The organism is Lachnobacterium bovis, assembly GCF_900111325.1.
Classification (GTDB): domain Bacteria; phylum Bacillota; class Clostridia; order Lachnospirales; family Lachnospiraceae; genus Roseburia; species Roseburia bovis_A.
On record NZ_FOGW01000024.1, the window covers coordinates 1 to 24,474 of the forward strand.

Annotated in this window: 29 protein-coding genes and 2 pseudogenes; 28 read left to right on the top strand and 3 right to left on the bottom strand. The window is 34.4% G+C overall.

Annotated elements, in window-relative coordinates; all coding sequences use genetic code 11:
- A pseudogene (locus BMY79_RS09635) lies at positions 1 to 241 on the bottom strand (helix-turn-helix domain-containing protein); the annotation flags it as partial.
- 120 nt (positions 242 to 361) lie between these two features.
- Between BMY79_RS09635 and BMY79_RS09640 the strand changes: the two are divergent.
- The 15 genes and pseudogenes from BMY79_RS09640 to BMY79_RS12595 form a co-directional block, all read left to right on the top strand.
- Positions 362 to 2,389: a hypothetical protein gene (locus tag BMY79_RS09640; protein WP_074730834.1), complete on the top strand. Its 2,028-nt coding sequence runs from the start codon at positions 362 to 364 to the stop codon at positions 2,387 to 2,389.
- 125 nt (positions 2,390 to 2,514) lie between these two features.
- Entirely contained in the window at positions 2,515 to 2,805 is a 291-nt protein-coding gene (locus BMY79_RS09645; RefSeq protein WP_242941494.1) for a hypothetical protein, read from the top strand.
- 239 nt (positions 2,806 to 3,044) lie between these two features.
- Complete coding sequence (locus BMY79_RS09650; protein WP_074730835.1) at positions 3,045 to 3,965, top strand: Hachiman antiphage defense system protein HamA; 921 nt, start codon at positions 3,045 to 3,047, stop codon at positions 3,963 to 3,965.
- Entirely contained in the window at positions 3,949 to 6,327 is a 2,379-nt protein-coding gene (locus tag BMY79_RS09655; protein WP_074730836.1) for a DEAD/DEAH box helicase, read from the top strand. The genes BMY79_RS09650 and BMY79_RS09655 overlap by 17 nt, the downstream gene beginning before the upstream one ends.
- 263 nt (positions 6,328 to 6,590) lie before the next feature.
- Positions 6,591 to 6,836 (top strand): NUDIX hydrolase, encoded by a 246-nt coding sequence (locus BMY79_RS09660; RefSeq protein ID WP_074730837.1) that lies wholly within the window; start codon positions 6,591 to 6,593, stop codon positions 6,834 to 6,836.
- Positions 6,837 to 7,223: 387 nt separating this feature from the next.
- Positions 7,224 to 7,610: a hypothetical protein gene (locus BMY79_RS09665; protein ID WP_074730838.1), complete on the top strand. Its 387-nt coding sequence runs from the start codon at positions 7,224 to 7,226 to the stop codon at positions 7,608 to 7,610.
- 101 nt (positions 7,611 to 7,711) lie between these two features.
- Entirely contained in the window at positions 7,712 to 8,185 is a 474-nt protein-coding gene (locus tag BMY79_RS09670) for a GNAT family N-acetyltransferase (RefSeq protein WP_242941495.1), read from the top strand.
- Positions 8,186 to 8,358: 173 nt separating this feature from the next.
- Complete coding sequence (locus BMY79_RS09675) at positions 8,359 to 8,730, top strand: GNAT family N-acetyltransferase (RefSeq protein ID WP_330390122.1); 372 nt, start codon at positions 8,359 to 8,361, stop codon at positions 8,728 to 8,730.
- A gap of 242 nt (positions 8,731 to 8,972) precedes the next feature.
- On the top strand, positions 8,973 to 9,422 hold the full coding sequence (locus tag BMY79_RS09680; RefSeq protein WP_074730840.1) for a GNAT family N-acetyltransferase: 450 nt from the start codon (positions 8,973 to 8,975) through the stop codon (positions 9,420 to 9,422).
- Between the two features lie 58 nt (positions 9,423 to 9,480).
- Complete coding sequence (locus BMY79_RS09685; protein ID WP_074730841.1) at positions 9,481 to 9,690, top strand: hypothetical protein; 210 nt, start codon at positions 9,481 to 9,483, stop codon at positions 9,688 to 9,690.
- 338 nt (positions 9,691 to 10,028) lie between these two features.
- The gene (locus BMY79_RS09690) at positions 10,029 to 11,072 is read left to right on the top strand and encodes a type II TA system antitoxin MqsA family protein (RefSeq protein WP_074730842.1); all 1,044 of its coding nucleotides are present in this window, start codon (positions 10,029 to 10,031) and stop codon (positions 11,070 to 11,072) included.
- A 176-nt stretch (positions 11,073 to 11,248) separates the two neighbouring features.
- Positions 11,249 to 11,947, top strand: coding sequence for a transglutaminase-like domain-containing protein (locus tag BMY79_RS09695; RefSeq protein WP_074730843.1), 699 nt, complete (start codon positions 11,249 to 11,251; stop codon positions 11,945 to 11,947).
- Between the two features lie 17 nt (positions 11,948 to 11,964).
- Positions 11,965 to 12,438: an Rrf2 family transcriptional regulator gene (locus BMY79_RS09700; protein ID WP_330390120.1), complete on the top strand. Its 474-nt coding sequence runs from the start codon at positions 11,965 to 11,967 to the stop codon at positions 12,436 to 12,438.
- Between the two features lie 94 nt (positions 12,439 to 12,532).
- Entirely contained in the window at positions 12,533 to 13,336 is an 804-nt protein-coding gene (locus BMY79_RS09705; protein WP_074730844.1) for a protein-ADP-ribose hydrolase, read from the top strand.
- 12 nt (positions 13,337 to 13,348) lie between these two features.
- Positions 13,349 to 13,771, top strand: a pseudogene (locus tag BMY79_RS12595) (hypothetical protein); the annotation flags it as partial.
- A 152-nt stretch (positions 13,772 to 13,923) separates the two neighbouring features.
- Here BMY79_RS12595 and BMY79_RS09715 read toward each other — a convergent pair.
- Together BMY79_RS09715 and BMY79_RS09720 are read right to left on the bottom strand one after the other, a co-directional pair.
- Entirely contained in the window at positions 13,924 to 14,457 is a 534-nt protein-coding gene (locus tag BMY79_RS09715; protein ID WP_074730845.1) for a hypothetical protein, read from the bottom strand.
- Between the two features lie 272 nt (positions 14,458 to 14,729).
- On the bottom strand, positions 14,730 to 15,605 hold the full coding sequence (locus BMY79_RS09720; protein WP_074730846.1) for a LysR family transcriptional regulator: 876 nt from the start codon (positions 15,603 to 15,605) through the stop codon (positions 14,730 to 14,732).
- Positions 15,606 to 15,872: 267 nt separating this feature from the next.
- On the opposite strand from BMY79_RS09720, the gene BMY79_RS09725 reads away from it, so the two are divergent.
- From BMY79_RS09725 to BMY79_RS09785, 13 genes are all read left to right on the top strand, one after another.
- Positions 15,873 to 16,112: a hypothetical protein gene (locus BMY79_RS09725; RefSeq protein ID WP_022750282.1), complete on the top strand. Its 240-nt coding sequence runs from the start codon at positions 15,873 to 15,875 to the stop codon at positions 16,110 to 16,112.
- A complete protein-coding gene (locus tag BMY79_RS09730; protein ID WP_074730847.1) occupies positions 16,112 to 17,098 on the top strand; it encodes an alpha/beta hydrolase in 987 nt (328 codons plus the stop codon). Before BMY79_RS09725 ends, BMY79_RS09730 begins: the two co-directional genes overlap by 1 nt.
- Before the next feature lie 21 nt (positions 17,099 to 17,119).
- Positions 17,120 to 17,878: a carboxymuconolactone decarboxylase family protein gene (locus BMY79_RS09735; RefSeq protein WP_074730848.1), complete on the top strand. Its 759-nt coding sequence runs from the start codon at positions 17,120 to 17,122 to the stop codon at positions 17,876 to 17,878.
- The gene (locus BMY79_RS09740; protein WP_207645453.1) at positions 17,875 to 18,417 is read left to right on the top strand and encodes a cyclophilin-like fold protein; all 543 of its coding nucleotides are present in this window, start codon (positions 17,875 to 17,877) and stop codon (positions 18,415 to 18,417) included. The genes BMY79_RS09735 and BMY79_RS09740 overlap by 4 nt, the downstream gene beginning before the upstream one ends.
- Positions 18,418 to 18,430: 13 nt before the next feature.
- Positions 18,431 to 18,679 (top strand): flavodoxin family protein, encoded by a 249-nt coding sequence (locus BMY79_RS09745; RefSeq protein ID WP_083383542.1) that lies wholly within the window; start codon positions 18,431 to 18,433, stop codon positions 18,677 to 18,679.
- A gap of 816 nt (positions 18,680 to 19,495) precedes the next feature.
- Positions 19,496 to 19,873 (top strand): DUF4299 family protein, encoded by a 378-nt coding sequence (locus BMY79_RS09750; RefSeq protein WP_074730849.1) that lies wholly within the window; start codon positions 19,496 to 19,498, stop codon positions 19,871 to 19,873.
- A 253-nt stretch (positions 19,874 to 20,126) separates the two neighbouring features.
- The gene (locus BMY79_RS09755; RefSeq protein ID WP_074730850.1) at positions 20,127 to 20,891 is read left to right on the top strand and encodes a class I SAM-dependent methyltransferase; all 765 of its coding nucleotides are present in this window, start codon (positions 20,127 to 20,129) and stop codon (positions 20,889 to 20,891) included.
- A gap of 153 nt (positions 20,892 to 21,044) precedes the next feature.
- Positions 21,045 to 21,635 (top strand): hypothetical protein, encoded by a 591-nt coding sequence (locus tag BMY79_RS09760; RefSeq protein ID WP_242941497.1) that lies wholly within the window; start codon positions 21,045 to 21,047, stop codon positions 21,633 to 21,635.
- A 151-nt stretch (positions 21,636 to 21,786) separates the two neighbouring features.
- Complete coding sequence (locus tag BMY79_RS09765) at positions 21,787 to 22,299, top strand: 2'-5' RNA ligase family protein (RefSeq protein ID WP_074730851.1); 513 nt, start codon at positions 21,787 to 21,789, stop codon at positions 22,297 to 22,299.
- A gap of 143 nt (positions 22,300 to 22,442) precedes the next feature.
- Positions 22,443 to 22,664 (top strand): GNAT family N-acetyltransferase, encoded by a 222-nt coding sequence (locus BMY79_RS09770; RefSeq protein WP_051532832.1) that lies wholly within the window; start codon positions 22,443 to 22,445, stop codon positions 22,662 to 22,664.
- Between the two features lie 43 nt (positions 22,665 to 22,707).
- Positions 22,708 to 23,265, top strand: a complete 558-nt coding sequence (locus tag BMY79_RS09775; protein WP_074730852.1) for a GNAT family N-acetyltransferase — start codon at positions 22,708 to 22,710, stop codon at positions 23,263 to 23,265.
- Between the two features lie 28 nt (positions 23,266 to 23,293).
- Positions 23,294 to 23,857: an RpiB/LacA/LacB family sugar-phosphate isomerase gene (locus BMY79_RS09780; protein WP_207645454.1), complete on the top strand. Its 564-nt coding sequence runs from the start codon at positions 23,294 to 23,296 to the stop codon at positions 23,855 to 23,857.
- Between the two features lie 79 nt (positions 23,858 to 23,936).
- On the top strand, positions 23,937 to 24,404 hold the full coding sequence (locus BMY79_RS09785) for a GNAT family N-acetyltransferase (protein ID WP_074730853.1): 468 nt from the start codon (positions 23,937 to 23,939) through the stop codon (positions 24,402 to 24,404).
- Positions 24,405 to 24,474: the final 70 nt, after the last annotated feature.

Genomic DNA, 24,474 nt, shown 5'->3' on the forward strand with positions numbered 1-24,474 from the left:
ACTGACCATCATTGATCCCTGCATTAAATGCAACAGATTTACAGGATTTACCAGTAATGACTTGAGATACAAGTTTTAACTTTTCCTCTGGTGTCCAATATTTATTTTGACTTTTGTGCCTTAAGACAGTAGGTCCATTAGCATCCTCAATTCTTGTCCATCTTCTAATTTGGTGTTGAAATTCTTCTTTGGTGATACCATCGGGAATATCTGGCAGAATTCCTTTCCGATACATTTCCACACATTTTCTTTTGAATTCATAACTATAACGCATAAAAATAACCCTCCTTACTGAACTTTACATTGTCCAGTAAAGAGGGTACATATCAAACTTGAGCAATTCGTTCATGAGCTTTTAGATATGATAAATGATCCATATATTGGAATGGGCATAAAAGAGAATTTGGGAATATTAGCAGAAGCTACTCCAAATTCAGTTATGGACTTTTTTAATAACGATATAAAAGATAAAAATGGTGTAGTCTATTCCACTTTTTTAGAGTCATCAAGTTTAGTGCAAGACAATTACTGTAGAATACTAGATGCTCTAGATGAATTAATGTTGAATAAGTCTACAGTAAATGATGCAGCGATGATTTTGCTTGAATTATGCAGTATAAAACGCGATTACTTTTATAGTAACTGTCCCAAGGAATCTTTGATTAATGGATTATTGGTGTGGCGCAATGAAGGGAGTACTACTTTAAATCAAAAAGAGGCTATTGTTAATAAGATATTAAAAAAGAATCTTGATATTGGATTTCCATTGGTTGTAGAAATTATTAGTAGAGATTCATATACTTGCGCTAGCAGAGCAGGGAAAAAGCGAAATTCTACTGACATGATTACAATACCTAAGAAACAGGAATGTAATAATCGGATTGCTGGAAGACTTTTTTCTATAGCTTTTGAATTAAAGAATCCAGACTATCTTATGTTGATAATAAAAGAATACAGTAGTTATTCGGTAGAGTTGTTAGAAAAGGCTGCGGCTGAATATAATGCTGATCATTATAGTGAAACGAGCGTAAATGAACTTAATTTTTATTTAAGAAATAGATTTTATAGTATAAAGCAGTACAAAAGTGAATATGATTATCCATATTTGTCTGCAATTGAGGCATGGATTAACAAAACTACTTTAAAGGATAAATTGAAAAGTTCGTTATGGGCATATAGAGAAACGTATACTTGTCCAGCAAATATTTTTATTTCGGAAGATGAAAACTACATTTTAGACGATGAACCTGTACGCCAATTTAGAAAGAATCTATTGCAAGAATTAATTGAGTCATATGGAGAAAAAGCCATTATAGCAATTATTGAAAGTATTTCTGATGAAGGACGATGGGGACATTTCCTATCAGATTTATTTGGAAATGATGAGTTTGATTTAATAACAGATAATTTGTTACTTAACAAGAAGATAAATGTATTAACAAGTTATTTGGATGAATCAGATGTAAACTTGGTACATAGATTTTTATTCCAAAACGAAGAACGTAAGCAGATTATCCCAAACTTATATAATAAAAAGTTACTTATTTTTTTATCAGATGAAGATAAAAAATTGTTTTGGCAGAAGAAAATAATGCGTATCTTTTCAGAGGATGAGTATCAAAGCTTGCTAAAATACAATCCTAAGGGGTTAGTTACATTTTTATATTTAAAAGCTAATAAGAATCCTGATGAATATATAGATATGACTCTAGACGTATTTGAAGAATTATGTAATCATAGCTGTAATTTAAATAGAAATGATATTGTCGAGATATATAGTATAATTTCTCAAATAGATAGCGTACATTATTCTTTTAAATGGGCCAATCTATGCCTTAGGTTAATTAGAAAATATGATATTCAAAAATTTGAAGAATATCCAATGTCTGTAAACCGACTATTATTTGAAAATCCTAAATTAATAGAAACAACAATTACAGAGGACAGTCAATGGAGATTTTGGTTTGAACATAACTTTAGGATTCCGGAGCAAGCATATGAAAACTATGATAATTTTAGAAAATTTCTAAATGAAATAAAACGCATAGAAGATACTGATGCTGGTCGTTATCACTTGCGTGGAAATATTTTAGGAAATGCACCTGAAGATGTGGATGGTTTTTTTCCACATGAGTTTGTAAGAGTTTATCTTGAAGAACAGGATGATACGGAATTAGATACAGACGTTGCCTTAGCTTTTAAAGATCTTTTTAAGGTTAGAGTAGTATCTGATGGACAAGATAAGGTTGAAATGATGAAGAAGTATAATAATTATGCCGATACCATTTCAATCGACTATTCACATACTGCCAAAGTACTTAAGATTATTGGTAATATTTATAAAGATGAAGGTGAGCATGATTATATTATTTCAGAAACTTGGATGTGATTTAAAAAATCTATGTTCGTGCTTTAGACATCGAAAGAAGGCAGGAAACTGCCTCCTTTTGATGTCAATCAATTAAGCTAATGTGATATAATAATTAGTATAAATTGTATTCTGGAGTTGGAATAATGGGCTTTTTGAAAAATTATTTGGAAATAGACAACAGAATATTGATTATCAGGCTTCCAAGAAAAGCTGCAAACGGCCATGAGTATATCTTCTCAGAGGAAGCAATTCCGATGATTGATGCTTATGATAAGCCAGCAAGAACAATGCTTACATCAGAAGGATCATTCAGCCGTATAATACATATCGTTAAAGATAAAGCGACTGGAAGAATAAGACTTCTGACAGCGGAGGAAACAGAAAGAATCCAAGGATTTCCAACAGGACACACAGTTCTGTATGGTTGGCGATGAGGTAGTAGAAATGCCAACTAATAAGAGAAGGTTTATGATGGGAAATGCACTTGTTGTAAATCTGATTAGGGATATGGAAAAGACTTTGGATGAGATAATAGTAGGGGAGCCGTAGAGTTACTTAGGCCAATTTAGTTATATAAAGTGCTAAAGTTTTATTAGAATTATTAACTGCAATAGTGTATTAGGCAGTCGTTTGTGATAATTAAAATGACTGCTTTTTTGGGGAGAAACGTATTATGCCGACAATAGTAGATATAAGAAATTATTATAAATCTTCGTTGGAAAAGAAAGTTTTTTTTGATAAAAAAACTTCAATGGGAAAGACGTATTACATAATGTATTTGCATGATGCAAAAAAAGAAGAGGAGTACTTTGTAGAAACATTTTCGCAGTATTTTCCATATTATGTCTGGAATGAAGATCAATTAGACACTTTAAATATGAGTGTGGGAATGAAAGCTTCGCTGGAATTAGCCTCTAAGAATTGTTGGAATTCACAGGTTGTCGCTAAAAGACAAACCCAAGCTAATGGAATATATGGGGAGCTGTTTTTGGATTTTTATGAAAGAGTTGTGCATGACAGGAAACTAATTACAACATATGCAAGTCGAAGGGCATATACTGACAAGACGGAAAGTAGGGGCTATGATCATATTGGATATTTGTTAAATAATGGTGCATTAGAGGTTGTAATAGGAGAGGCAAAATATGTTTCAACTGCATCTTCAGCAAGTTCAAGTTTATTAGAAGACATTAACGGAAAAAATGCGTCTGAGCCAGGACATCTAACGGCAAAGTACTTTAATGATTTTATAAATTTTGTTGTTTGTGAGAATAAACAATTTTCCGAGGATGAGAAGCTCGAACTTAAGAGCTTGATGCAGGAATTGAATTCGTTGCTAGTGAATGGTGGTAAATCTTTCCTAGAGTACGTTGTAGACAATAATATCAAGTTGAATGTTGTTTTATTCGCGATATTTAGTGATAATCGAGAGAATCCAGATTTATTTAAGATTTATTATGATAGGTTGTATGAAGACGCTGAGGCTGCAATACAATTGATGGGAATATGCAATTATTCTATAGAAATAGTTTTTATACCAACAAAGGCTACAAGTATGTATATAAAGGGGAAAATAGATGACTTCTATAAATAGATTTGAGCTATTATGCGAGATAAATGATGCAAGTTTAAATAATGATTCGCAGAGTATAATTAAGCGTTTGAATATTTTATTCTCTAATGGAACTTATAAGGAGTTTTTGGATTTAATTTTTGCAGCCATATCGGTATTTCAGTTATATGGCTTTTTGGCTTATTTAGATGAGGATGAAAAAGAAGTTTTTTTTAATACAGATATTTGGAGATCATCATCATATAAGGGAATAGTTCTGGATTATTATAATAGAGGGCAATTATCTGTTGTAAAAGAATTGAATAATAATAGCAAATTGTTATTGTCCGCGCCGACATCATTTGGAAAGACTAGCCTCATATTGGAGTACATTCTTGAAAACAAGAAAAAACTTCATTCAATTATTTTTATTCTTCCTACGAACTCGCTGATAGAGGAATTATATATAAAGCTACTTGCTTATAATAAGAAACATGATTTGAATTATATTGTAACAAACCAACCTAGCAAGTTACAGGGACGAAACATTTTTTTACTGACTCCAGAACGTTTTTTGATGATGTATCAAATTGAGAAGCAGGCACTGTTTCAAGCTGATTTGATTGTGATGGATGAAATGTACAAAATTCGGACAGAGGATAAGTCTTCAGGCGATTTTTTAAATGATAGATCATTACGATTTCGTAAGGTTGCTGATATAGCAGCTAAGTGTGAGAATAAAGTTTTTTACCTATCTCCATTTACATATAATGATACTGAATCAATGCTTACATTTATGGATAAAAACAATATTTGTAAGATTAATCGAAGGATGGAATATGTAAATAAAAGAATTATTAGTCCTAGCAGTTTAGGTTTCTTGGGGAGGAAGAAAAGTGAAAAGACAGTTTCACTGCTAAAAGAATTAGAGAACGAGAAGAACATTGTATATGTAAGTGCAAGAGATTTAGCAACAGATATTATAAAAATATATGATGAACAAGGGGATGGAGCGGAATTATCTGGTAGACTGAAGGCTTTTTACTTGCATTTAAAAAACAATTATGTGATTGATGAATATGAATGGGATGTAGCGCGTGCAGTCAGGAACGGTGTGGGCATTTATATTGCTCCGATGCCTAGATATATAAAAAGAGAAATTATTTCATTGTATGAAAGTGATGAGCTTTCAACTATTATAGCTACTACTGCGTTTACGGAAGGTGTTAATTGTAATGCTAAGAATATGATTCTTACTAGTGCATATACTGGAAAAAATATACCATTAACACAAATCGATTTACTAAATGCAATTGGAAGAGTGGGTCGATTTGCAAAAGAAAGCATTGGTAATATTTATTGTATTGACAATGAAACATATGAAAAGGCAGTAGAATTTAATAATGCTGACAGTTGTTATCTTGAAAATGATAATTATAGACAATTGGATAAACCAAGGTCAGATTATGAATTAGACATGATGGATAATTCGTTTCTTAAAACTGATGAAGTAAGACGAAAAAAAACATTAGCAGAGTATCAATCTAGCTTGGGATTAAGTAATGCAGATTTAAATATTTCATTAAATGTTTCAAAGAGATGGAAACTAGTTCTATATACATACTTTAAAGCTATACTAACTCCAAGTGAAATCCAGGTACGAAAAGAAAGGATGCGGGTTATTTTGGATAATCAGGAAGGTCAGTTTATAGATGCGCTTAACTTTTTCTTTTCGGATTTACGAATAGCATTTGAAAGGGGAGGAATCGATAATAGAGAATTATTTCCTAATAAGAATGGTGAAATACCTGCATTTGATAAGAGCGGTCAGTTTGTATGGGGACGTTTATATGGCAATTATGTTTTAGGTGATGTAAAGAAATCTATTCAGCATAATATTAAGTACATTGTTGGGCGCTTTAATACAATAGTGAATGAGTCAGGAAAGAGCTACAGAAGAAAACGTGATGTTAAGGCTTTGTTTGAAGAGGAAGGATGTACATGGATATTGCAGTATTTTACGAAAAACCTTGAGCCTAATTTTAGTAAGTTTTATTCTGAGTACTTTAAATTTGTGTCATCGATAATGCAATATAAGATACCTTTTTATCTAACATTTTACTTGGCTATTTTTAATCTTTATTTGGAAAAAGAATGTACTGAGTTTTTTGATGAAAGTGATATGAAGGAAAAGGATATTATGCTTCTATTTGAGGAAGGTGCATTAGCAATTGATTATAAAGAATTAGTTGATTTTGGGGTTCCGATGATTACAATTAACAAAATTAAAAAAAGTAATATTGAGTTGTCGCAACTTAAGAAAGTGTATATGGATATGAAGGAATTGGATTCATATGAAAAAATAATGTTAAATGATTATTATTTGTTGAATCCTATTGGTTAACAGCTGGGGGCTGCGGGATGATTTTTTAGTTTTAATAGTTAACATAGTTGCATGTATTATCACAGTAATTAAACAAACAGATGCCCATTGCTACCGAGTAGTGGGATTCACGTCATTCCTTCACCGTTAGGTCTTAACAGGTGGATGAATGGCGTATTTTTTTAAAAACTTTCGGTTCCACAGGTCATTTGTGTTATTCTTATTGTAGTTGGAATTGCAGGACTAAAGATTCTTGCAAAAGAATGAGAATAAAAGGGAGTAGTATGGCAGAAGAAATTTTTGATATTGTAGATGAAAACGGGCAGCCTACAGGTGAGACAGTGACCAGAACACAGGCACATGCACATGCTGAGGGCATTAGACATAGAACAGCTAACATATGGGTGCTTCGTGAAAATGGAAATAAGACAGAGAGTCTGTTACAGAAGAGAGCTATGAATAATGACTCTTTTCCTTGCAGATATGACACTTCATCGGTCGGACATATTCAGGCAGGGGTGAGCCATTAGAACCTGCTGTTAGAGAATTGGCGGAGGAACTTGGTAGTTAGGCTGATCCGGATGATTTGCATTTTGCGGGCACATTTCCAATTCATAGTTATTAAAAGATAGAATTTAATAAAGTGATTCTTACTACAGTAAGAAATGTTCTTCTTGCGAGTAGGCATAAGAGCCCGAAAGGAGCATTTAGTTAATTAAGCCATATTTTTCCTAGAATAGCGGGGAAATGAATTGTAAAATTTATAAATTTTATATATAATCATTGTTATTCTTTTAACAATAAACGCTATGGAGGTATGCATGGGACTTTTTGATAAAGTAAAGCGGACATTCGGAATCCGCTTCGCTATTTTCCAAGTCCGAGTAATGAAACAGTATGAAAGGAGATTTTGTAACGTGAAAAATATTAGATTTTATGAGGCAGAAAAGTATAATTCAGATGATTATGAAAAAGTAGAAGATATGATATACATGCTCCATCATGATCCATCAGAGCAAAATATTATTTATGTAACATCAATTATTTTTGAGCCAGAACCTGAACTTGAAGAAAACGAACCTAGTGATCCTTACGTTTCGCAGTATCCTTTAGAAGATATATTGGATGAGTTTTTTGTGTATTGTAATGACATGTATGAAAAAGAGAATGAATCTGATAAGAATCATTCATATGTTGAATTTGCAAGTGAAAAAATCGATGATATCAAAAAACTACTTTCTATTATTGGCAAGCATGTTTATGACAAATTGGAAGGCGAATATGTATATCTAAAAATAGAATAAGATTTGCACCCTCTGTGGGTCAATTTTATTTGACATTCAATGGGATTCTGTACTATTGATAATAGTAAAATTAACAAATCGGCAGTTTGTAGGAGAAAATGATGAACGTTAGAGTTAGAAGGTTTAAAGAAGTTGACGCAGAGGAAGTTCGAAATATTATTGTTCGCAATTTCCTTGAAGTAAATAGCAAGGATTATGGAATAGAAGCGATGCAATTTTTAGCTAATGTATATGATGTTAACAAAGTATTACAAATTGCAAGTTATGCACATATGTATGTATTTGAAGTAGATGATAAAATTGTTGGTACAGGTTCTATTTCAAGTTATTGGGGAAGTGAGACAGAAAGTATATTACTAACTATATTTGTGTTGCCTGAATATCATAACAAGGGAATTGGTTCTAAAATTATTGAGACTCTTGAGCAAGATGAGCTATTTTTAAGAGCAAATCGAATTGAAATACCAGCATCAATTACAGCAACAGAGTTTTATAGGAAATTCGGTTATAACTATAAAAATGGTGTTAAAGAATTAGATGAAGAACATCATTATCGTCTTGAAAAGTTTAGATAAATTCAAATTTGTCGTACTATTGTGAAGATAAATGAGGAGATATGGAAATGGAAGCGGTTATTCGAAAAGTACAGCAAGGTGATGCTAGTAATCTTGCTTATATTTAAACTGAAAGCTGGAAAGCAGCTTTTACGAGCATCCTTGATGCTGAGACATTAACAAAATGTACTAATATTGAACGAGCGACCTCTATGTATCAGAGGCTATTAGATGAGAATAAGGGAAATGGATATCTTCTCACTGTGGACGGAAAACCTCATTGCATTGCATATTGGGATGCAGCAAGAGACTCCGAACTTGTCGGGAAAGCAGAACTTATTTGTATTCACAGTTTATCTGACAATTGGCGTAAGGGCTATGGTAGTCAGATGATGGATAGAGTTTTGATGGATATTAAGAATTCTGGATATTCAGAAGTGGTACTATGGGTATTTCGGGATAATCTCCCTGCTAGGGCTTTCTATGAAAAAAAAGGATTTGCGCTGACGGGGATTTCAAAACTGGCGTTTGATGCAGAAGAAGTCCTTTATTCTAAAAGATTATAATAAGGTGAAGGATAAGCTTGGTTTAATACATTCAAAGCCGATAGACAATTATATCGGAAGTTAATCGAACAAATTCCAGTTTGTCGATCTAATTGAATGTTGAACGTTAGATAAAATAGTTATTTCGAAAGAGATAGCTGACCTTTTTTGTTATTGTTTTGAATTGTATATTCCTTACTGGATGAGGATTCTGTATAATTGAAGACAGTGAAATTAATAAATCGCAATTTGTGAGGATATTTATGAAGGTTATGATATGCGAGAATGCGGATTGGCTACTGTCAGAAGAAGCGTTTTCAATCTATGCTTCCTGTATGTATCATCCGACATACAAGGACTATAAAGGACAGATGGATGACCTGTTATGCGATCCGTCGACAAAAGTATTTGTATATGAAGATCAAGGCAGGAAAACAGGTATGATAATCCTGAAGTTTTCAGATTCTGCCGCGGAAATCATTGGAATAGCCGTATCTGTTGATGCTCGCCGTAAGGGAATCGGAAAACAACTGATTCGGCGTGTAATGGAATTGGATGATTTGGAATGCGTCAAAGCCCAAACGGATGATGATTCGATTGGTTTCTACCGCAAATGCGGCTTTTCGGAGGAAAAGATTGTCATTGAATACCCTGACGGGCCAGCAGTTCGATATAACTGCGTTCTGCATAAACAGACAAATTCAAGTTTGTAGAGCGATTAAAGTTCAATATAATTGATGAGGTGTATCTGTATTATTGAAAGGAGCAGTCATGGAATATGTTCATGTAACAAAAGATAACCTCGAAGAGGAGCATATTTGCTGCGCGATATCAAATAATAGGTCTGCAATTGCTTCAGTTAATGCAGATTATATGAATACAGAATTGGCAATTAAAACACTAAACGAAGCTTTAATAAAAGAAAAAAGACCTAAAAACTTAATTTTACATTCTGATCAAGGAGCACAATTTACTTCATAGGAATTTATAAAATTTTGTAAAGATAACAATGTCATTCAAAGTATGAGTAGTGCGGCCTTTTAGTCTTGTAAAAGGACTCTTGACTATGATACATGGGATGTGGTTGAGAGACTTAAAGAGCTAACAGTTTCCGAGTATTCCGAGACAAAGATTGACAAAGATGATTTAGATCCACCATTATTGTTTGTTTTCGGAAAAGACATTAACAGAAAGCTTGTTTATGTGAAATTAAAGATTAAGGGAGATCAGAAGCGACGCATATTATGCGTGTCATTCCATTACGCAAGGGAGCCTATGAAATTCCCATATGCGTAAACGGAAAGGAAAGGAGGCAAACTATGGAGGCCAGCACATTAATTAGAAAGGTTCATATGGATTGTCCTTTGTGCGACAAAACACATGAAGTGGAAGAAAGAAAACGCTTTGCAACGATTACTCTGAAAGGGGATAAGGTAACCTATGAAGAGAGGTTTTATTTTTGTGCAAATGCGGATGATGAGGAAAATGAATTTGAAACTGGTTCTATGACAAATGAAAATCTTCTCAACGCTAGGAATGCATATCGTGTTAAACATGGATTACTTACTTCTGATGAAATCGTGGCAATAAGAGAAAGCTATGGATTGTCTCAAGTAGACTTAGCAAGATTACTTGGATGGGGAGAAGCTACAATTTCTCGTTATGAGAGTAAGGCGATTCAAGATGAGGCATATGATACTATGCTGCGTTTGATAAAAGATAATCCGCTGCAAGCTTTAGAATTTTTGAAGAAAAATGCGGATAAATTTCCTGGTCGTAAAAGATTTGAAGTAAGATCAAAAATCGTGGAGAAGTTAGATGCATATGGAAAAGAATACCTGACACGACAAGCATTTGAAGGTGAGTATGCAAGTTTTGAAGAGCCCTCTGATTCAAATGGATTTGTTTTGTTGGATATAGATAAGCTTGAAGCCGCTATTTCATATATAGCTGAGAAGGTATCAAATCTTTTCAAGGTTAAGTTGATGAAAATGCTTTGGTACGCTGACGTCTTATCTTATAAAGAGAATGGAGTTGCAATTACCGGATTGGTTTATCGCCATAACGAAATGGGTGCACTTCCGATTGGGCATTATAGCCTCATGAATCTTGAAAACCTAAATGTTCGTGAGGAAGTAAGCATCAACTATGATTCCATGCTTCATATTTATCCGAGTAAGGGCATGGATTATAGTGTATTAAGTGATAAGGATAAATCTATTTTGGATGCTGTGATAAGGAAGTTTAAGAATTATAAGGCACAAGAAATCGTAGATTACATGCATGAGGAAAAAGCATATCAAGGAACAAATCCTGGAGAAATAATACCATTTTCGATGGCTAGAGAGATAAGAACTTTTTAATGCTTTAACCCATTTTGAAGATGAGAGAGAAGCTCTAAAATATATGAAACCTGCAATGGAACATCTAATTGCAGTCTGTAGGAATTTTATGCTAGAAGATGTAGAAGTGTAGGTTTGCGTTATGAAGAAATATTTGAATTAACTGGCAACCATTTGTTTAAGATAGTTGAGGCATCATGGAAAGATATTTGAAGGAAACAAAAATGATAGATTATTCAGATGAGAGTATTCAAAGTCTGATTGAAAATAGAGGCTGGAAAAAAATAGATACGTATGAATGCTTAAAGTCTATCTACGATTTTGTAAGGGATGAAATTTTATTTGGATATAATGTTGATGATGGCATTCCTGCGTCTAAAGTTCTTAGTGATGGGTATGGACAATGTAATACAAAAGGAACGTTGTTTATGGCTTTGCTACGGGCTTGTGGTATTCCATGTCGTGTTCATGGCTTTACCATCGATAAGAAATTGCAAAAAGGAGCAATGACTGGATTCGTTTATAGAAATGCTCCACAAAATGTTTTTCACAGTTGGGTGGAAGTATATTTTGAGGAGGAGTGGTATGAGTTGGAAGCGTTTATTCTTGATAAGAACTATATAGACAGGCTTCAGAAAAAGTTTTCTGATTGTGAAGGTGCTTTCTGTGGATATGGAGTAGCAGTTAAAGATTTTCGCAATCCTGTCTTAGATTTTAATAGGAATAATACGTATATTCAAAGCGAAGGGATAAATCAGGATTTTGGAATATATGATTGTCCCGACAATCTGCTTGTAGAGCATCATCAGGAGATGTCACCACTTAAGGCATTTGGGTACAAGCACATTGGAAGGCATTTAATGAATCATAATGTTAAAAGGATAAGGAACAAATAGAAAAAAATAATACATATGTGAAAGGATTTGAGAAAAACTCCTTTGATGTAATCATTTGTTCCAATAGCTTTCATCATTATCCTAATTCACAGAATTTTTTCTATACAAGCAGATTTACGGTTGCACTTCATATTTTTACATGTGTGGATACATTTAAAGATGAACACAAGGTAACGAGCGATTTTCTTGCAGCCAGTATAAATACGAGTCCTGTCATCATTAGAAAGATATTTACTCAGCTTAAGAACGCAGGACTAATAAATGTTATCAGAGGAACAGGCGGAATAGAGCTTACAAGAGATCTTAAAGATATAACTTTTTATGATGTGTATCAGGCATTAGAGCCTTTGGAGGATGGAGATTTATTTAGATTTCATGAATCACCAAATCCAGAGTACCATGTTGGTAGGAATATCCATTTACTTTTGGATGATAAATTGAAAAGCATCCAGGAAGCGATGGAATCAGAAATGAAAAAAATACACTCTTAATGATTTAAGATCCGGAATGCAGGAACATTGTCTGCACTGTGGTAATTGTTTGAATACCTGTCCTGCCGGGGGCAGTAGTTAGGAGATGAAAGCTATGTCAAAGAATACAAAACAAGAAGAACGTCTTGATTATCTTGTAGAAGAGTTCAAGGCAGATTCTGATGAATATAAGAAATTAAAGATTCCAAATAGTACGGAAGATAAAAGACGAATCTTAAGGTCGCTTATGAATATCCGTATGCCAAAAGAATTGTCCTCTGATGTAATGAAAGTACAGGATGAATATTTATTAGAGAGAGCAGCTGAAAAGGGTGTGGTGAATCTAACAGACATCCCGGTTATCAGAGATGGACTTTCTATTTGGCAAGGGGATATCACAAGACTTTCGGTGGATGCTATTGTTAATGCCGCTAATTCGCAGATGCTTGGTTGTTTTGTTCCGATGCATACTTGCATAGATAACTGTATCCATACTTTTGCAGGAGTGCAATTAAGAGCTGAGTGCAACAGGCAGATGAATGAACTTCGAATCAGATATGGAAGAGACTATGAACAGCCTACTGCCGTTCCAATGCTTACTGAAGCTTATAATCTTCCAGCAAAGAAAGTAATTCATATAGTAGGACCAATCGTACAGTACCGCCTTACTCCTGAATTGGAAAATGATTTGGAGAACTGCTATAGAAACACTTTGGATATGTGTGCTGAAAATGGCCTGAAGAGCGTTGCTTTTTGTTGTATTTCAACGGGAGTTTTTCGCTTTCCAAATCAGAAAGCAGCTGAGATTGCCGTTAAGACCGTATCAGAATGGCTCCGCAATAATCCTGGTAAGGTAGAAAGGGTGATATTCAATGTTTTTAAAGACGAAGATAAGGCCATTTATGAAAAACTTATATGATGATATGCCTATGCAATTGTCATTGGTGCGGGTGCAGGATTATCAACATCTGCAGGCCTTACTTACAGTGGAGAGCGTTTTGAAAAATACTTCTATGACTTTGCCAAAAGATTTGGAATAAGAGATATGTATTCAGGTGGTTTCTATCCGTTTCAGAGCGAAGAAATACGCTAGGCTTGGTGGGCAAGACATATTTATTTTAACAGATATATTGATGCTCCAAAGCCAGTGTATAGGGATCTTCTTAAGATGGTTTCCGATAAGGATTATTTTGTTATCACAACAAATGTAGATCACCAGTTTCAAAGAGCAGGTTTTGACAAGAAAAGACTGTTCTATACTCAGGGTGATTATGGTTTGTTTCAGAGCGTGTTTATTCGTAGACATGAGAATCTTCATATTCTTTATCTTGAGCTGGGAGTAGGTGCTAATACGGCTGCATAAAAAAATAGCGTAGCAGGCACAAGACTGCTACGCTTAAAAAGTCTAACTTTTAGGGGTTACCTCATTGAGGTGATTCCTCAAATAATAAAAGAGTTACCTTTTTATTTTAGATTAGTAATTTTACGAATATAAATTATTTAAATTTATTTGTTTTTTGAATACGCATATTCGAGTAATCTATTGTCTATACCATCAATTTCTGCGAATACAACTTCATCAGTTTTTACTTCAAGTATTTCAAGCATTTTAGCTGATGATATATCAACACACTCTAAAGTGAACTTATCATTTTCAATTGATTTAATAAATCCTGTATCTAGTTCTTCTTCATCATTTCTTATAATAGTAATGAGTGATTTTTTTTGATAAGCTAATTTGAGTAAATCATTAATATTTGCAGAAAGTTCAGAATATGTAATAGTAGGATGGTTATCATTTTGCTCTTTTTTATCGTTCCAATACTCTACATATAATTTCATTTTATCAATATATTCTGAATCATAGATGACTTCAGTTAAAGTGTTTTTTTTCATCCAATAAAAGCCGTCCCATTTTCCTTGTAAATCAAGTGCTTCTATTAGAATTGCATCATCAGAATCTAAAATACATTTTCCAACAGTGAAACCTTCTCCGCCTGAATAGAATTCTGCTATTTTATCTTTTAATAATGTTATCATTTTCTATATAATTCTCCTTAAAATGTAAATTTATAAAACTAGCTTTATATATAAATGAATCCAGGAGATATTATATTATATTATACAAGATTATACAAGAATTTTTTAAAATTAAATTGTGTTAAATCATTATTTCTTGACTTCAAGTATATTAAGCGTATGAGTTCTTGCAACAAGTAAATCAGGTCTCTCACAAGTTTCCAAATGATATTGGATAAATCAACCTCTGATTCTGTTAGTTTATTCAAATATTGACGCAATGCGTTATATTACTATTGGAAAGAATCTTTGAGATGAGCTAGAAATCTTTCAGCGATAGGTGTAAACGCCTGATATCTATTCCATGCTATATATATTCTATTTTCAAGCTTCGGAGACAGTGGTCTGAATACAAGGCCGCTGTCTTTTGACGTATTTATAAGATGTTCATAGGTGAGAAGATATCCTAAGCCTTCCATGGCAAAAATTGATCCATTGTAAGAAAGGCTGAAGGAACCTTCTAACTGAAGCTCTGAAAATCTGCTTCCAGCCCAGTTTCTAATATCTCCATTCCATGCCTGATCAGAACAGAATAATGGCAAGCCTACAAGGTCATCCAAACGAATGGCTTTTTTCTTCGCTAGGGAATCGGTATCTGGAATGATAAGTCCCCAGGTGTCTGTTTGAGGAAATTCGATATATTCGTATTTGCGGATATCCGGTTGTTCTACCAATACTACAAAATCAAGTAAACCTTTAGCGACTTTTTCAGAGAGCTGCTCTGTATCACCGCTTGTGATGTGATAATGAAGGTTCGGATAGTGTTGTTTAAAATCTTTTATAGATTTTGCCAGGTATCGAAGCTGGTAGGATTCAGCAAGACCAAGATAGAGTTCTCCACCAGCTATATCATCCAGAGAAACAAATTCCTGCTCGATTTTATCAGCCATGCGGACAAGATCTTCGGCACGATTGCGTAGCAGAATTCCTTCATCAGTAAGCTGGATACTAAAAGCATGTCTTGTGAAAAGCTTTTTCCCAAGTTCTTCCTCCAGCGATTTAAGCTGTTTTGACAGGGTAGGCTGAGTTACATGCAGAAGTTCAGCAGCTCTACTCATATTTTCTTCTCTTGCTACTGCTAAAAAATATCTTAAAGTTCTAATCTCCATAGAATTTCCTTTCCATGATCAGTGCACTCGAAATACTTCGTATTTCTCGTTCTTCGGCATTCGCCGAATATCAATATGTATAAAAGTATGCACTAATGTGAGCAAGCTCCCAAGTTCATACTTTTATAAATATTGCTGTACTGCTCATTGTTATATGATATGCCAAAAAGGAATAATATGATATTCATTATAACCATTAGCAAGAGTATTTGCAAGCTCGTATAATAAAGATGTCAGGTAAACAGTACGATTGAGTGAGGAAATCTCGTGGATAAAGAAAAATTGAAACAGTGCCTTATGGATACAGGATGTCACGAAGATGCATCAGAAAATATCCTTAAGCAATATGAATCTGGAAGCATGGAAAACATGTTTCGACTTTTGAAAAAAGAGCGTTGCCGCATAATGGATGAATATCATGAATGTGGAAGAAAAATTGATTGCATGGATTTTATGCTTAGAAAAATCGAAAGCGAAATGAACAAGAATAACGGAGGTATCAAGTGATGAAGAAAACAGAAGAACTTAATTTAGTAACAGAATGGGATAAGGTATTTCCAAAGAGTGAAAAAGTAGATCACAAGAAGGTAACATTTGCAAATCATTTTGGAATCACCCTGGCAGCTGATATGTACATACCAAAGAATGCTACAGGAAAACTTCCTGCGATTGCAGTGTCAGGTCCTTATGGTGCTGTTAAGGAGCAGTCATCAGGTCTTTATGCACAGACCATGGCAGAAAGAGGTTTTCTGACGATTGCATTTGATTCTTCTTTTACTGGAGAGTCAGGTGGCTTTCCAAGATATATGACCTCACCGGATTTAAACGTTGAGGATTTTCAGGCAGCGGTAGATTTCTTGTCTGTTCAGGATAATGTTGACCCTGAGCGAATCGGAATCATAGGTATCTGTGGCTGGGGAGGTGTAGCCCTTCAGACCGCCTGCCTTGATACAAGAATTAAGGCTACGGTTACATCAACAATGTATGATATGACAAGAGTTGCAGCGAATGGATACTTTGATGCTGATGATAATAAAGAGGCAAGAGTGAAGGCCAGAAAGGCTGTAAATGCTCAGAGAACGGAGGACTTTAGAAACGGTACATACGCTTTGGCAGGAGGAGTTGTCAATCCATTGCCTTCGGATGCTCCGTTCTTTGTAAAGGATTACTATGATTATTACAAGACTAACAGAGGTTATCATAAGAGAAGTCTTAACTCAAATGATGGCTGGGCAATTACCGGAATGATATCACTTTCTAATATGCGCCAGTTCCATTATGCAGGAGAGATTGATAATGCAGTTCTTATGATCCATGGCGAAAAGGCCCATTCCTGCTATATGAGTAAGGATGCTTTCAAGTTGCTTAATGGAGATAATAAAGAGCTTTATATCATTCCTGATGCAGTACATACAGATCTCTATGATGGTAGAGATAAGGATTATATTCCTTTTGACAAGTTAGAGAGTTTCTTCAATGAGTATTTAAAGTAAAAATCGGGAGGTAAATTCACTATGGAAAGAGAAAAAATCGTTCAAACAGCAGGAAGAGATGTACTTGGGAGTTTTGCGCCTGACTTTGCCAGATATAATGATGATGTTTTGTTTGGTGAAGTATGGAATGACATGACATTGGATTTAAAGACAAAAAGCATAATTGTAATTTCTGTGTTTATGGGCAGAGGTCTTTGTGACGATTCTTTAAAATACCACTTGCTTACGGCAAAGAAAAACGGAATTACAAAAGATGAAATTTCAGCCATTGTTACTCATGCCGCATTTTATGCCGGCTGGCCAATGGCGTGGGCTGTATTTAATATGGCTAAGGAAATCTGGAATGATGATTCCCCAGCCTGTGATGATAAAGAAAGATTTCAGAAGGAAGTATTTCTTCCAATTGGAGAAAAGAATCCTTATGGAAAGTACTTTACAGGGCAAAGCTATCTTGCACAGGTATCCTTAGAACAGGTGCCTGCATTTAATGTGACATTTGAGCCTGGTTGTCGTAACTTCTGGCATATTCATCATGCAAAATCCGGTGGAGGGCAAATGCTCATATGTATAGGTGGCAGAGGCTGGTATCAGGAGGAAGGAAAAGAAGCAGTGGAACTTACTCCGGGTAAAGTTGTGAATATTCCGGTAGGCGTAAAACATTGGCATGGAGCCGCTTCCGATTCCTGGATGAGTCATCTTGCTTTTGAGATTCCTGGTGAGGATGGAACAACGGAATGGTGTGAACCGGTTTCTGACAAGTTATATGGTGAATTAAAATGATGTCGAAAAGAATTGTAGCAACACTGGTGGTCTTCTTTTTGTTGTTAACCGGTTGTAAGGCAAATAATACCGGTGATTTTCAAGAAGATGATGTATCGCAGACACAGTCCGGTGTTGAAACAAATACAAATGAATCAAAGGAGCAGACCAAGATGAAAAAGACGGATGAAAGCACACTGGCTGATAATCAGATTCGTGTAATAGTAGGAAGCAGTTCATTTATTGTGAATCTGGAAGATAATGAAACCGCCAAAGCTTTAAGAAAAATGCTTGCGGATGAGGATTTGACTATTTCAGCGTCAAATTACGGAGGTTTTGAGAAAGTCTGTCAGTTGGGAAAAACTCTACCACGTAACGACAAGCAGATTACAACTAAGGCTGGTGATGTAATGTTATACAGTGGAAATCAGATAGTATTCTTTTATGGCGCTAATTCATGGTCATATACGAAAATAGGTAAAGTGGAAGCGTCGAGTATCGAAAAACTTGAAAGTGTGTTAAGTGGATCAGAGACAGAAGTCATATTAAGCATAAAATAAGGAGATGGATAATTTGAAAAAGATAGTAATTCTTTCAACAAGCCCTCGAAAAAACAGTAATTCAAATGCATTGGCTGAGAAATTTGCAAAAGGCGCAAAAGAAGCTGGGAATGAGGTTGAAATCATATCTGTAATTGGCAAAAAAATAGAGTTCTGTAGAGGATGTTTTGCCTGCCAGAAGACTGGGCAATGTGTGATAAAGGATGGATTGAATGCTTTGATAAAGCCAGTTTTAAGGGCTATGTATTTTGTGGAGGTGTAACAGATATTGGCGACATCAAAGAAAAGGAAAGCCTGAGAGAAGCATATGAGGTGGGACTTGGCATTAATTAAGTTGCGTGACTGATTTTGACTCGTTTTGACTCGTTTTGTCTCGTCTCGACCGACATTAGCACTTTTCTTATAGATTTAACGGTGTTATTATTATCGTAGACAAGTGAGAGGTAAACAAAAGCCACTCACTTGTTTCATAAGGCAGTCAAGAATGCCTTTGACGAACTTCATCTGAAGAAGCTACGTGTCAGAAAACACAATATCACTCGATAATTCTATTTGGGGAATCTGTAGGTTTATGACTTATAGGTTCCCCTTTTTTTTCATTTCTGAAGAAAATTCCAGTAGAAGAATTTAGCGATTCCAAAATGAGACTGTGAATTAATTGAAAAATGCTGAAATGGTGGGATTTATATAGGAAAGTCTCATTGCAGTCTCACTGAGTCTCATGCGTAAATGAGACTTTATGAGACTTAGTTATAAAATCTATATATGAGACCTTTGTTTGATCCGATAGATAGATGTTTAGTGTTTGATTAGTTTTGGACTCAGAATAACATCATACTGATTTTGTTGAATTTATGCTTGGTATGATTCGCGATGCCTTGCAAGAAATCAGTAAGGCGCAAAATGAACATAATGTCGTAATAAATGTCGCAAAAAATGTCGTAACAAATGAAGATAAAGTGATTTAGTTGATTAAGCAATATTTTTCCTAGAATAGCGGGAAAATGAATTGTAAAATTTATAAATTTAATATATAATCATTGTTGTTTTTTTAACATTAAAAGCTATGGAGGTATGTATGGGACTTTTTGATAAATTCAAGAAAAAGCAAAATGATCAGGATTATAGAAAACTCAATGAGGAAGAGTACTATATTGCTAAGCCCAATTTTTATGAAAATAATAATGAGGTCGTTGGAATATGCACTTTAACTGAGGGTGTGTTAACTTTATTGCAAAGAGAATTAAATTACGCAGTAAATGAAAAAAAGATAGAAAACTATAAATTGGCAATTTTTAGCATGACTAATGATAAGGTTATTGCTCATTTAGATTATGATAAAGCGATTAAAGTGTTAGAGAATAATGCTCAAGCTAATTCAGATAATTATATTTTGGTTGAGTTAAATCTAGAAGAATTAAGAAAATTAATTAACGAATGTAATGGTGAGTTATAGGAGGACTTGTGATGGTAAAGGATGCTCTGCGTGTGCAGGGCTTTTTTTTGAAAATATAGTTAGTCATAACTAATAGAATGTGGTATTATGAAATTACAGACATAGTTGAACGATGGGAGGAAGCAAGCGATGGGATTATTTAAGAAATAAGGAGTACGTAAGCTTTTGACTGTTTTTCTTACAATAGTGTCAGTACTTGCAGCGTGGATATGCACGTTGTGTTAATACTAACTTATAAATGGAGGGAGAAAAAATGAAAGCAGATTATAAGAATTGGATGCCAAAAGGAATGGTATTAGGAGCTCTTGCAATTGCAGTTGTATTTTGTATTGCGACTGTGGTTATAGGAATTGCATCTGTAGTGGGAAAGGTTATGCTGGTGCTAACAATCCTATGCGCAATAATAACACTGTGGATGTTTTTGATGCGCAGAGCTTTTTCTTACAATGGCAAGAGACAGATGTCAAAACAGATTATCGATGGTGTGGCTTCATATGTGGAAATTCCTGATGGTGGCAAGTGCCTAGATGTTGGTTGTGGTAGCGGTGCATTAAGTATTGCTGTTGCAAAGAAAAATTCCAATGCTCAGGTTATTGGAATTGATAGATGGGGCAAGGAGTACGCTTCATTCAGTAAGAATCTCTGCGAAAGTAATTCAGCAGCAGAGGGTGTAAGCAATACTTCTTTCCGACAAGGGGATGCCTGCAAGCTAGATTTTCCGGATGAGACTTTTGACGCGGTTACTAGTAATTATGTATATCACAACATTCCTAGTAAGGATAGACAGGCTATTCTTCTGGAAACACTAAGGACCCTTAAGAAGGGTGGCACCTTTGCTATTCATGATATCATGTCAAAGGCTAAGTACGGAGATATGGAAAGCTTTGTTAATAAGCTTAAGGACATGGGCTATGAAGAAGTTAAGCTGGTTGATACAACAAACGGAATGTTTATGAGTAAGTGGGAGTCTACATGGATGGCCCTTACAGGCTCAGCGATTCTTATGGGAAGGAAATGAATTGTAAAATTTATAAATTTAATATATAATCATTGTTGTTTTTTTAACATTAATAGATATGAAAAAACGCGGATATCCGCAAAAAATAATATATCAAATTGTAATACATTTAGATGTAAAAGCAGGCAAATATAAAAAAGGAGATTTTGTAACGTGAAAAATATTAGATTTTATGAGGCAGAAAAGTATAATTCAGATGATTATGAAAAAATAGAGGATATGATATACAAAACCATAGATAAAAAATCTTATGGTGAATATTTATCACTTGAGGGGTGTTCAGATACCGAGTTGGTATCGAAATTACTAAAAACAGATGAATGGGTGCAGGGAACCGGTGATCTTTTCACAGAATACTTGATACTTACATATGATGGAAAAAGATACTATCGTGAGATAGATAATGTAGGAACAGATGATGATATTGTTTTCACCGATATACATGATCCATCAGAGCAAAATATTATTTATGTAACATCAATTATTTATGAGCCAGAACCTGAACTTGAAGAAAACGAACCTAGTGAGTCTTTTATTTCGCAGTATCCTTTAGAAGATATATTGGATGAGTTTTTTGTGTATTGTGAAGACATGTACGAAAAAGAGAATGAATCTGATAAGAATCATTCGTATGTTGAATTTGCAAGTGAAAAAATCGATGATATCAAAAAACTACTTTCTATTATTGGCAAGCATGTTTATAACAAACAGGAAGGCGAATATGTATATCTAAAAATAGAATAAAATTCGCACCCTTTGTGTGTCAATTTTATTTGACATTCAACAGGATTCTGTGCTATTGATAATAGTGAAATTAATAAATCGGGATTTTTAGAGGCAAATTATATTTCAGTTTTATAAACGATGACAAATCGAGATTTGGGAGGAGATTAGAATGAGTTTACGAACAATTATGATATTTCCAGAGTTTGAAAACATGGATATCATAGATAGAATACGAGATAAATATGATCCATTGGCACGATTGGTTCGTCCACATATTACACTTGTTTTCCCATTTGAGAATGAGATGAGTAACGAGGCAATTAAAGAAATACTAATCAAGCGTTTGTATGATGTTAAACCGTTTGAAATTGTATTGAATGGTATTAGTCTGCAAGTCGATAAGTATGGAAATTTTCTGCTTTTGGATGTAAAAAAGGGTGAGGAGGACATATGTTACATTCATGAAGTATTATGTAAAAACGAATTTAAGCTGTTTGATTCGGATATTAGATATAAGCCACACATAACGATAGGAAAGTTTCAAACTGAAAAAGAACTAAACAATGCATATAATGAATTAAAGAATTTGGATGAGTCGTTTACAACAATAGTTAATAAGATTTCAGTGGAAGTGATTGGTAAAAATGAAGAATCAATAATTGTAATAGAAAAAATGTTATAAAGAGACAAATTCAATTTTAGGGGTGAATCGATGATAATAAAGCAGCTAGAATACAATGATTGTAAGGGCAAGAAGTACAAAGCCAAGATACTATCTAATGAGTATTTGACCATAGAGCCTGAAGGCGACAGCTTTGACATTAAATGGAAAAAGGTATTGGCGGTAAGCTTTTAGATGTAATTATTGATGAGGCAATAAAAAGTAGAGCTAGAATGGTAGTGTTGGAGACTCAAAGTTACAATTCTAAAGCGATTACATTTTATAAGAAACATGGATTTGAGATAATCGGATTTGATCGATATGCTTATTCTAATCATGATCCGGAAAATCATGATATGAGAATAGAAATGGGAAGAAAACTATAAATCGGGATTTGTTGAATAGTTTAACTACATAGGAGGGAAAATAATGCATTTTGAAGCTGAAATCATAACTTGTAAGAGTGGCAAAGAATTAAGGATTGTATCTATAGGTCCTGATTATGCGGAACAATTTCTTGATTTTATGCATCAAGTATCTAATGATACACATTTTATGTCTAGATATGGGAATGAAGTTGGACAAACAGAGAAAGATATTCTTGCTGAAAGAGAACGATTAAATGGACTTTTCGAGGATGATCGTCAAGGTATGCTTTCCATTTTTGATGGAAATAGAATTATTGGGAATATAGTTATTAGAAATGTAGGTAAGGGAAGAAAAACTAAACATCGTTGCAGTATTGGCCTTGCTGTTCGAAAAGAATATCATGGAGAAGGATTAGGTACCATACTTATGGAATATGCAATTAAATTTGCTAAAACTGCGGGATATCAGTATATAGAACTCGGTGTCTTTTCAGATAATAAAACTGCTCAAGGTCTCTATAAAAAAATGGGTTTTGAAGAATGGGGAAGACTTCCTAATGCATTTATACTTGATGATGGAAGTACCCTTGATGAAATCACTATGTATAAGGCTATATAGTATAAAATCCAGTTTGTAGGAGGAAACAATGAAAATCGGAGTTATTCAAGCAAGTTCACAAGCATCTAAAAATCAAATAATCTATGATGCTGTATATAAGTATGCTCCCAAGGAGGCTGAGGTTATAAATTTTGGCTGTACTACGGAAGAAAAAGAGAAATACTCTTATATAGAGATTTCTTTACTTGTAGGCATTTTGTTGGCAAGTAAGACAGTGGATTTTATTGTTACGGGATGTTCTTCGGGGCAGGGAATGATGCTTGCTTGTAATAGTATGCCAGGCGTCATTTGCGGGTATGCACCCACACCGAAGGATGCATATCTATTTGCACAAATCAATAATGGAAATGCGATATCTGTACCATTAGGTGAAGATTATACATGGTCAGGTGCTGAAAACCTTGAAAGAACAATAGAAGCTCTTTTTTCAGAACCATTCGGGCAAGGCTATCCTAAAAGTGAGGCTGAGAGAAAGATAAAAGATACGGAGAAATTGAAAGAAATAAGAAAAGGCGGACAGGTTCGTTTTGAAGATTTTTTAATGTATTGGATGTATCATTGGTTGCAGCAATCAAAAGAAAAAAGGATGTAATCCGGAGTGTAAAGACATATGGGAAGAAAGAAATTGCTGATTTGATGAAATAAAAAAATCGGAATTTGTGGAGGTTACTATGAACATTCGAAGATTCTTACCTGAAGACTCAAAAGAAGTATTAGATTTAATTGCAAAGACTCTCAGAGAAGTCAACAGTAAAGACTACTCAATGGAGTATCTTGAAAAGGATATTCAAAGATTACAGCCGAAAGATATCCAGCAGCGTGCAGAATGGACTCATTTTTATGTTGTTTGTGATGCTGATAAGATCGTTGGATGCGGGGCAATCGGTCCTTATTGGGGCCGTGAAGATGAAAGCAGTTTATTTACAATCTTCGTTTTCCCTGAATATCAAGGAAAAGGGATTGGTCGTAAAATAATTGAGACACTTGAACAGGATGACTTTTTCTTTAGGGCAAACAGAATAGAGATACCAGCATCTATAACAGCGACACCCTTCTATTTGAAAATGGGTTATACATTTAAAAACGGAATCTCAGAACCAGATGATGAGCTGCTGATAAGATTGGAAAAACATCGCTAAATTCGAATTTGTTGCAAGTGAAAAGTTTCCATCTAATGAAACTAATAGGTGGAATATCAAAAGGGCATCC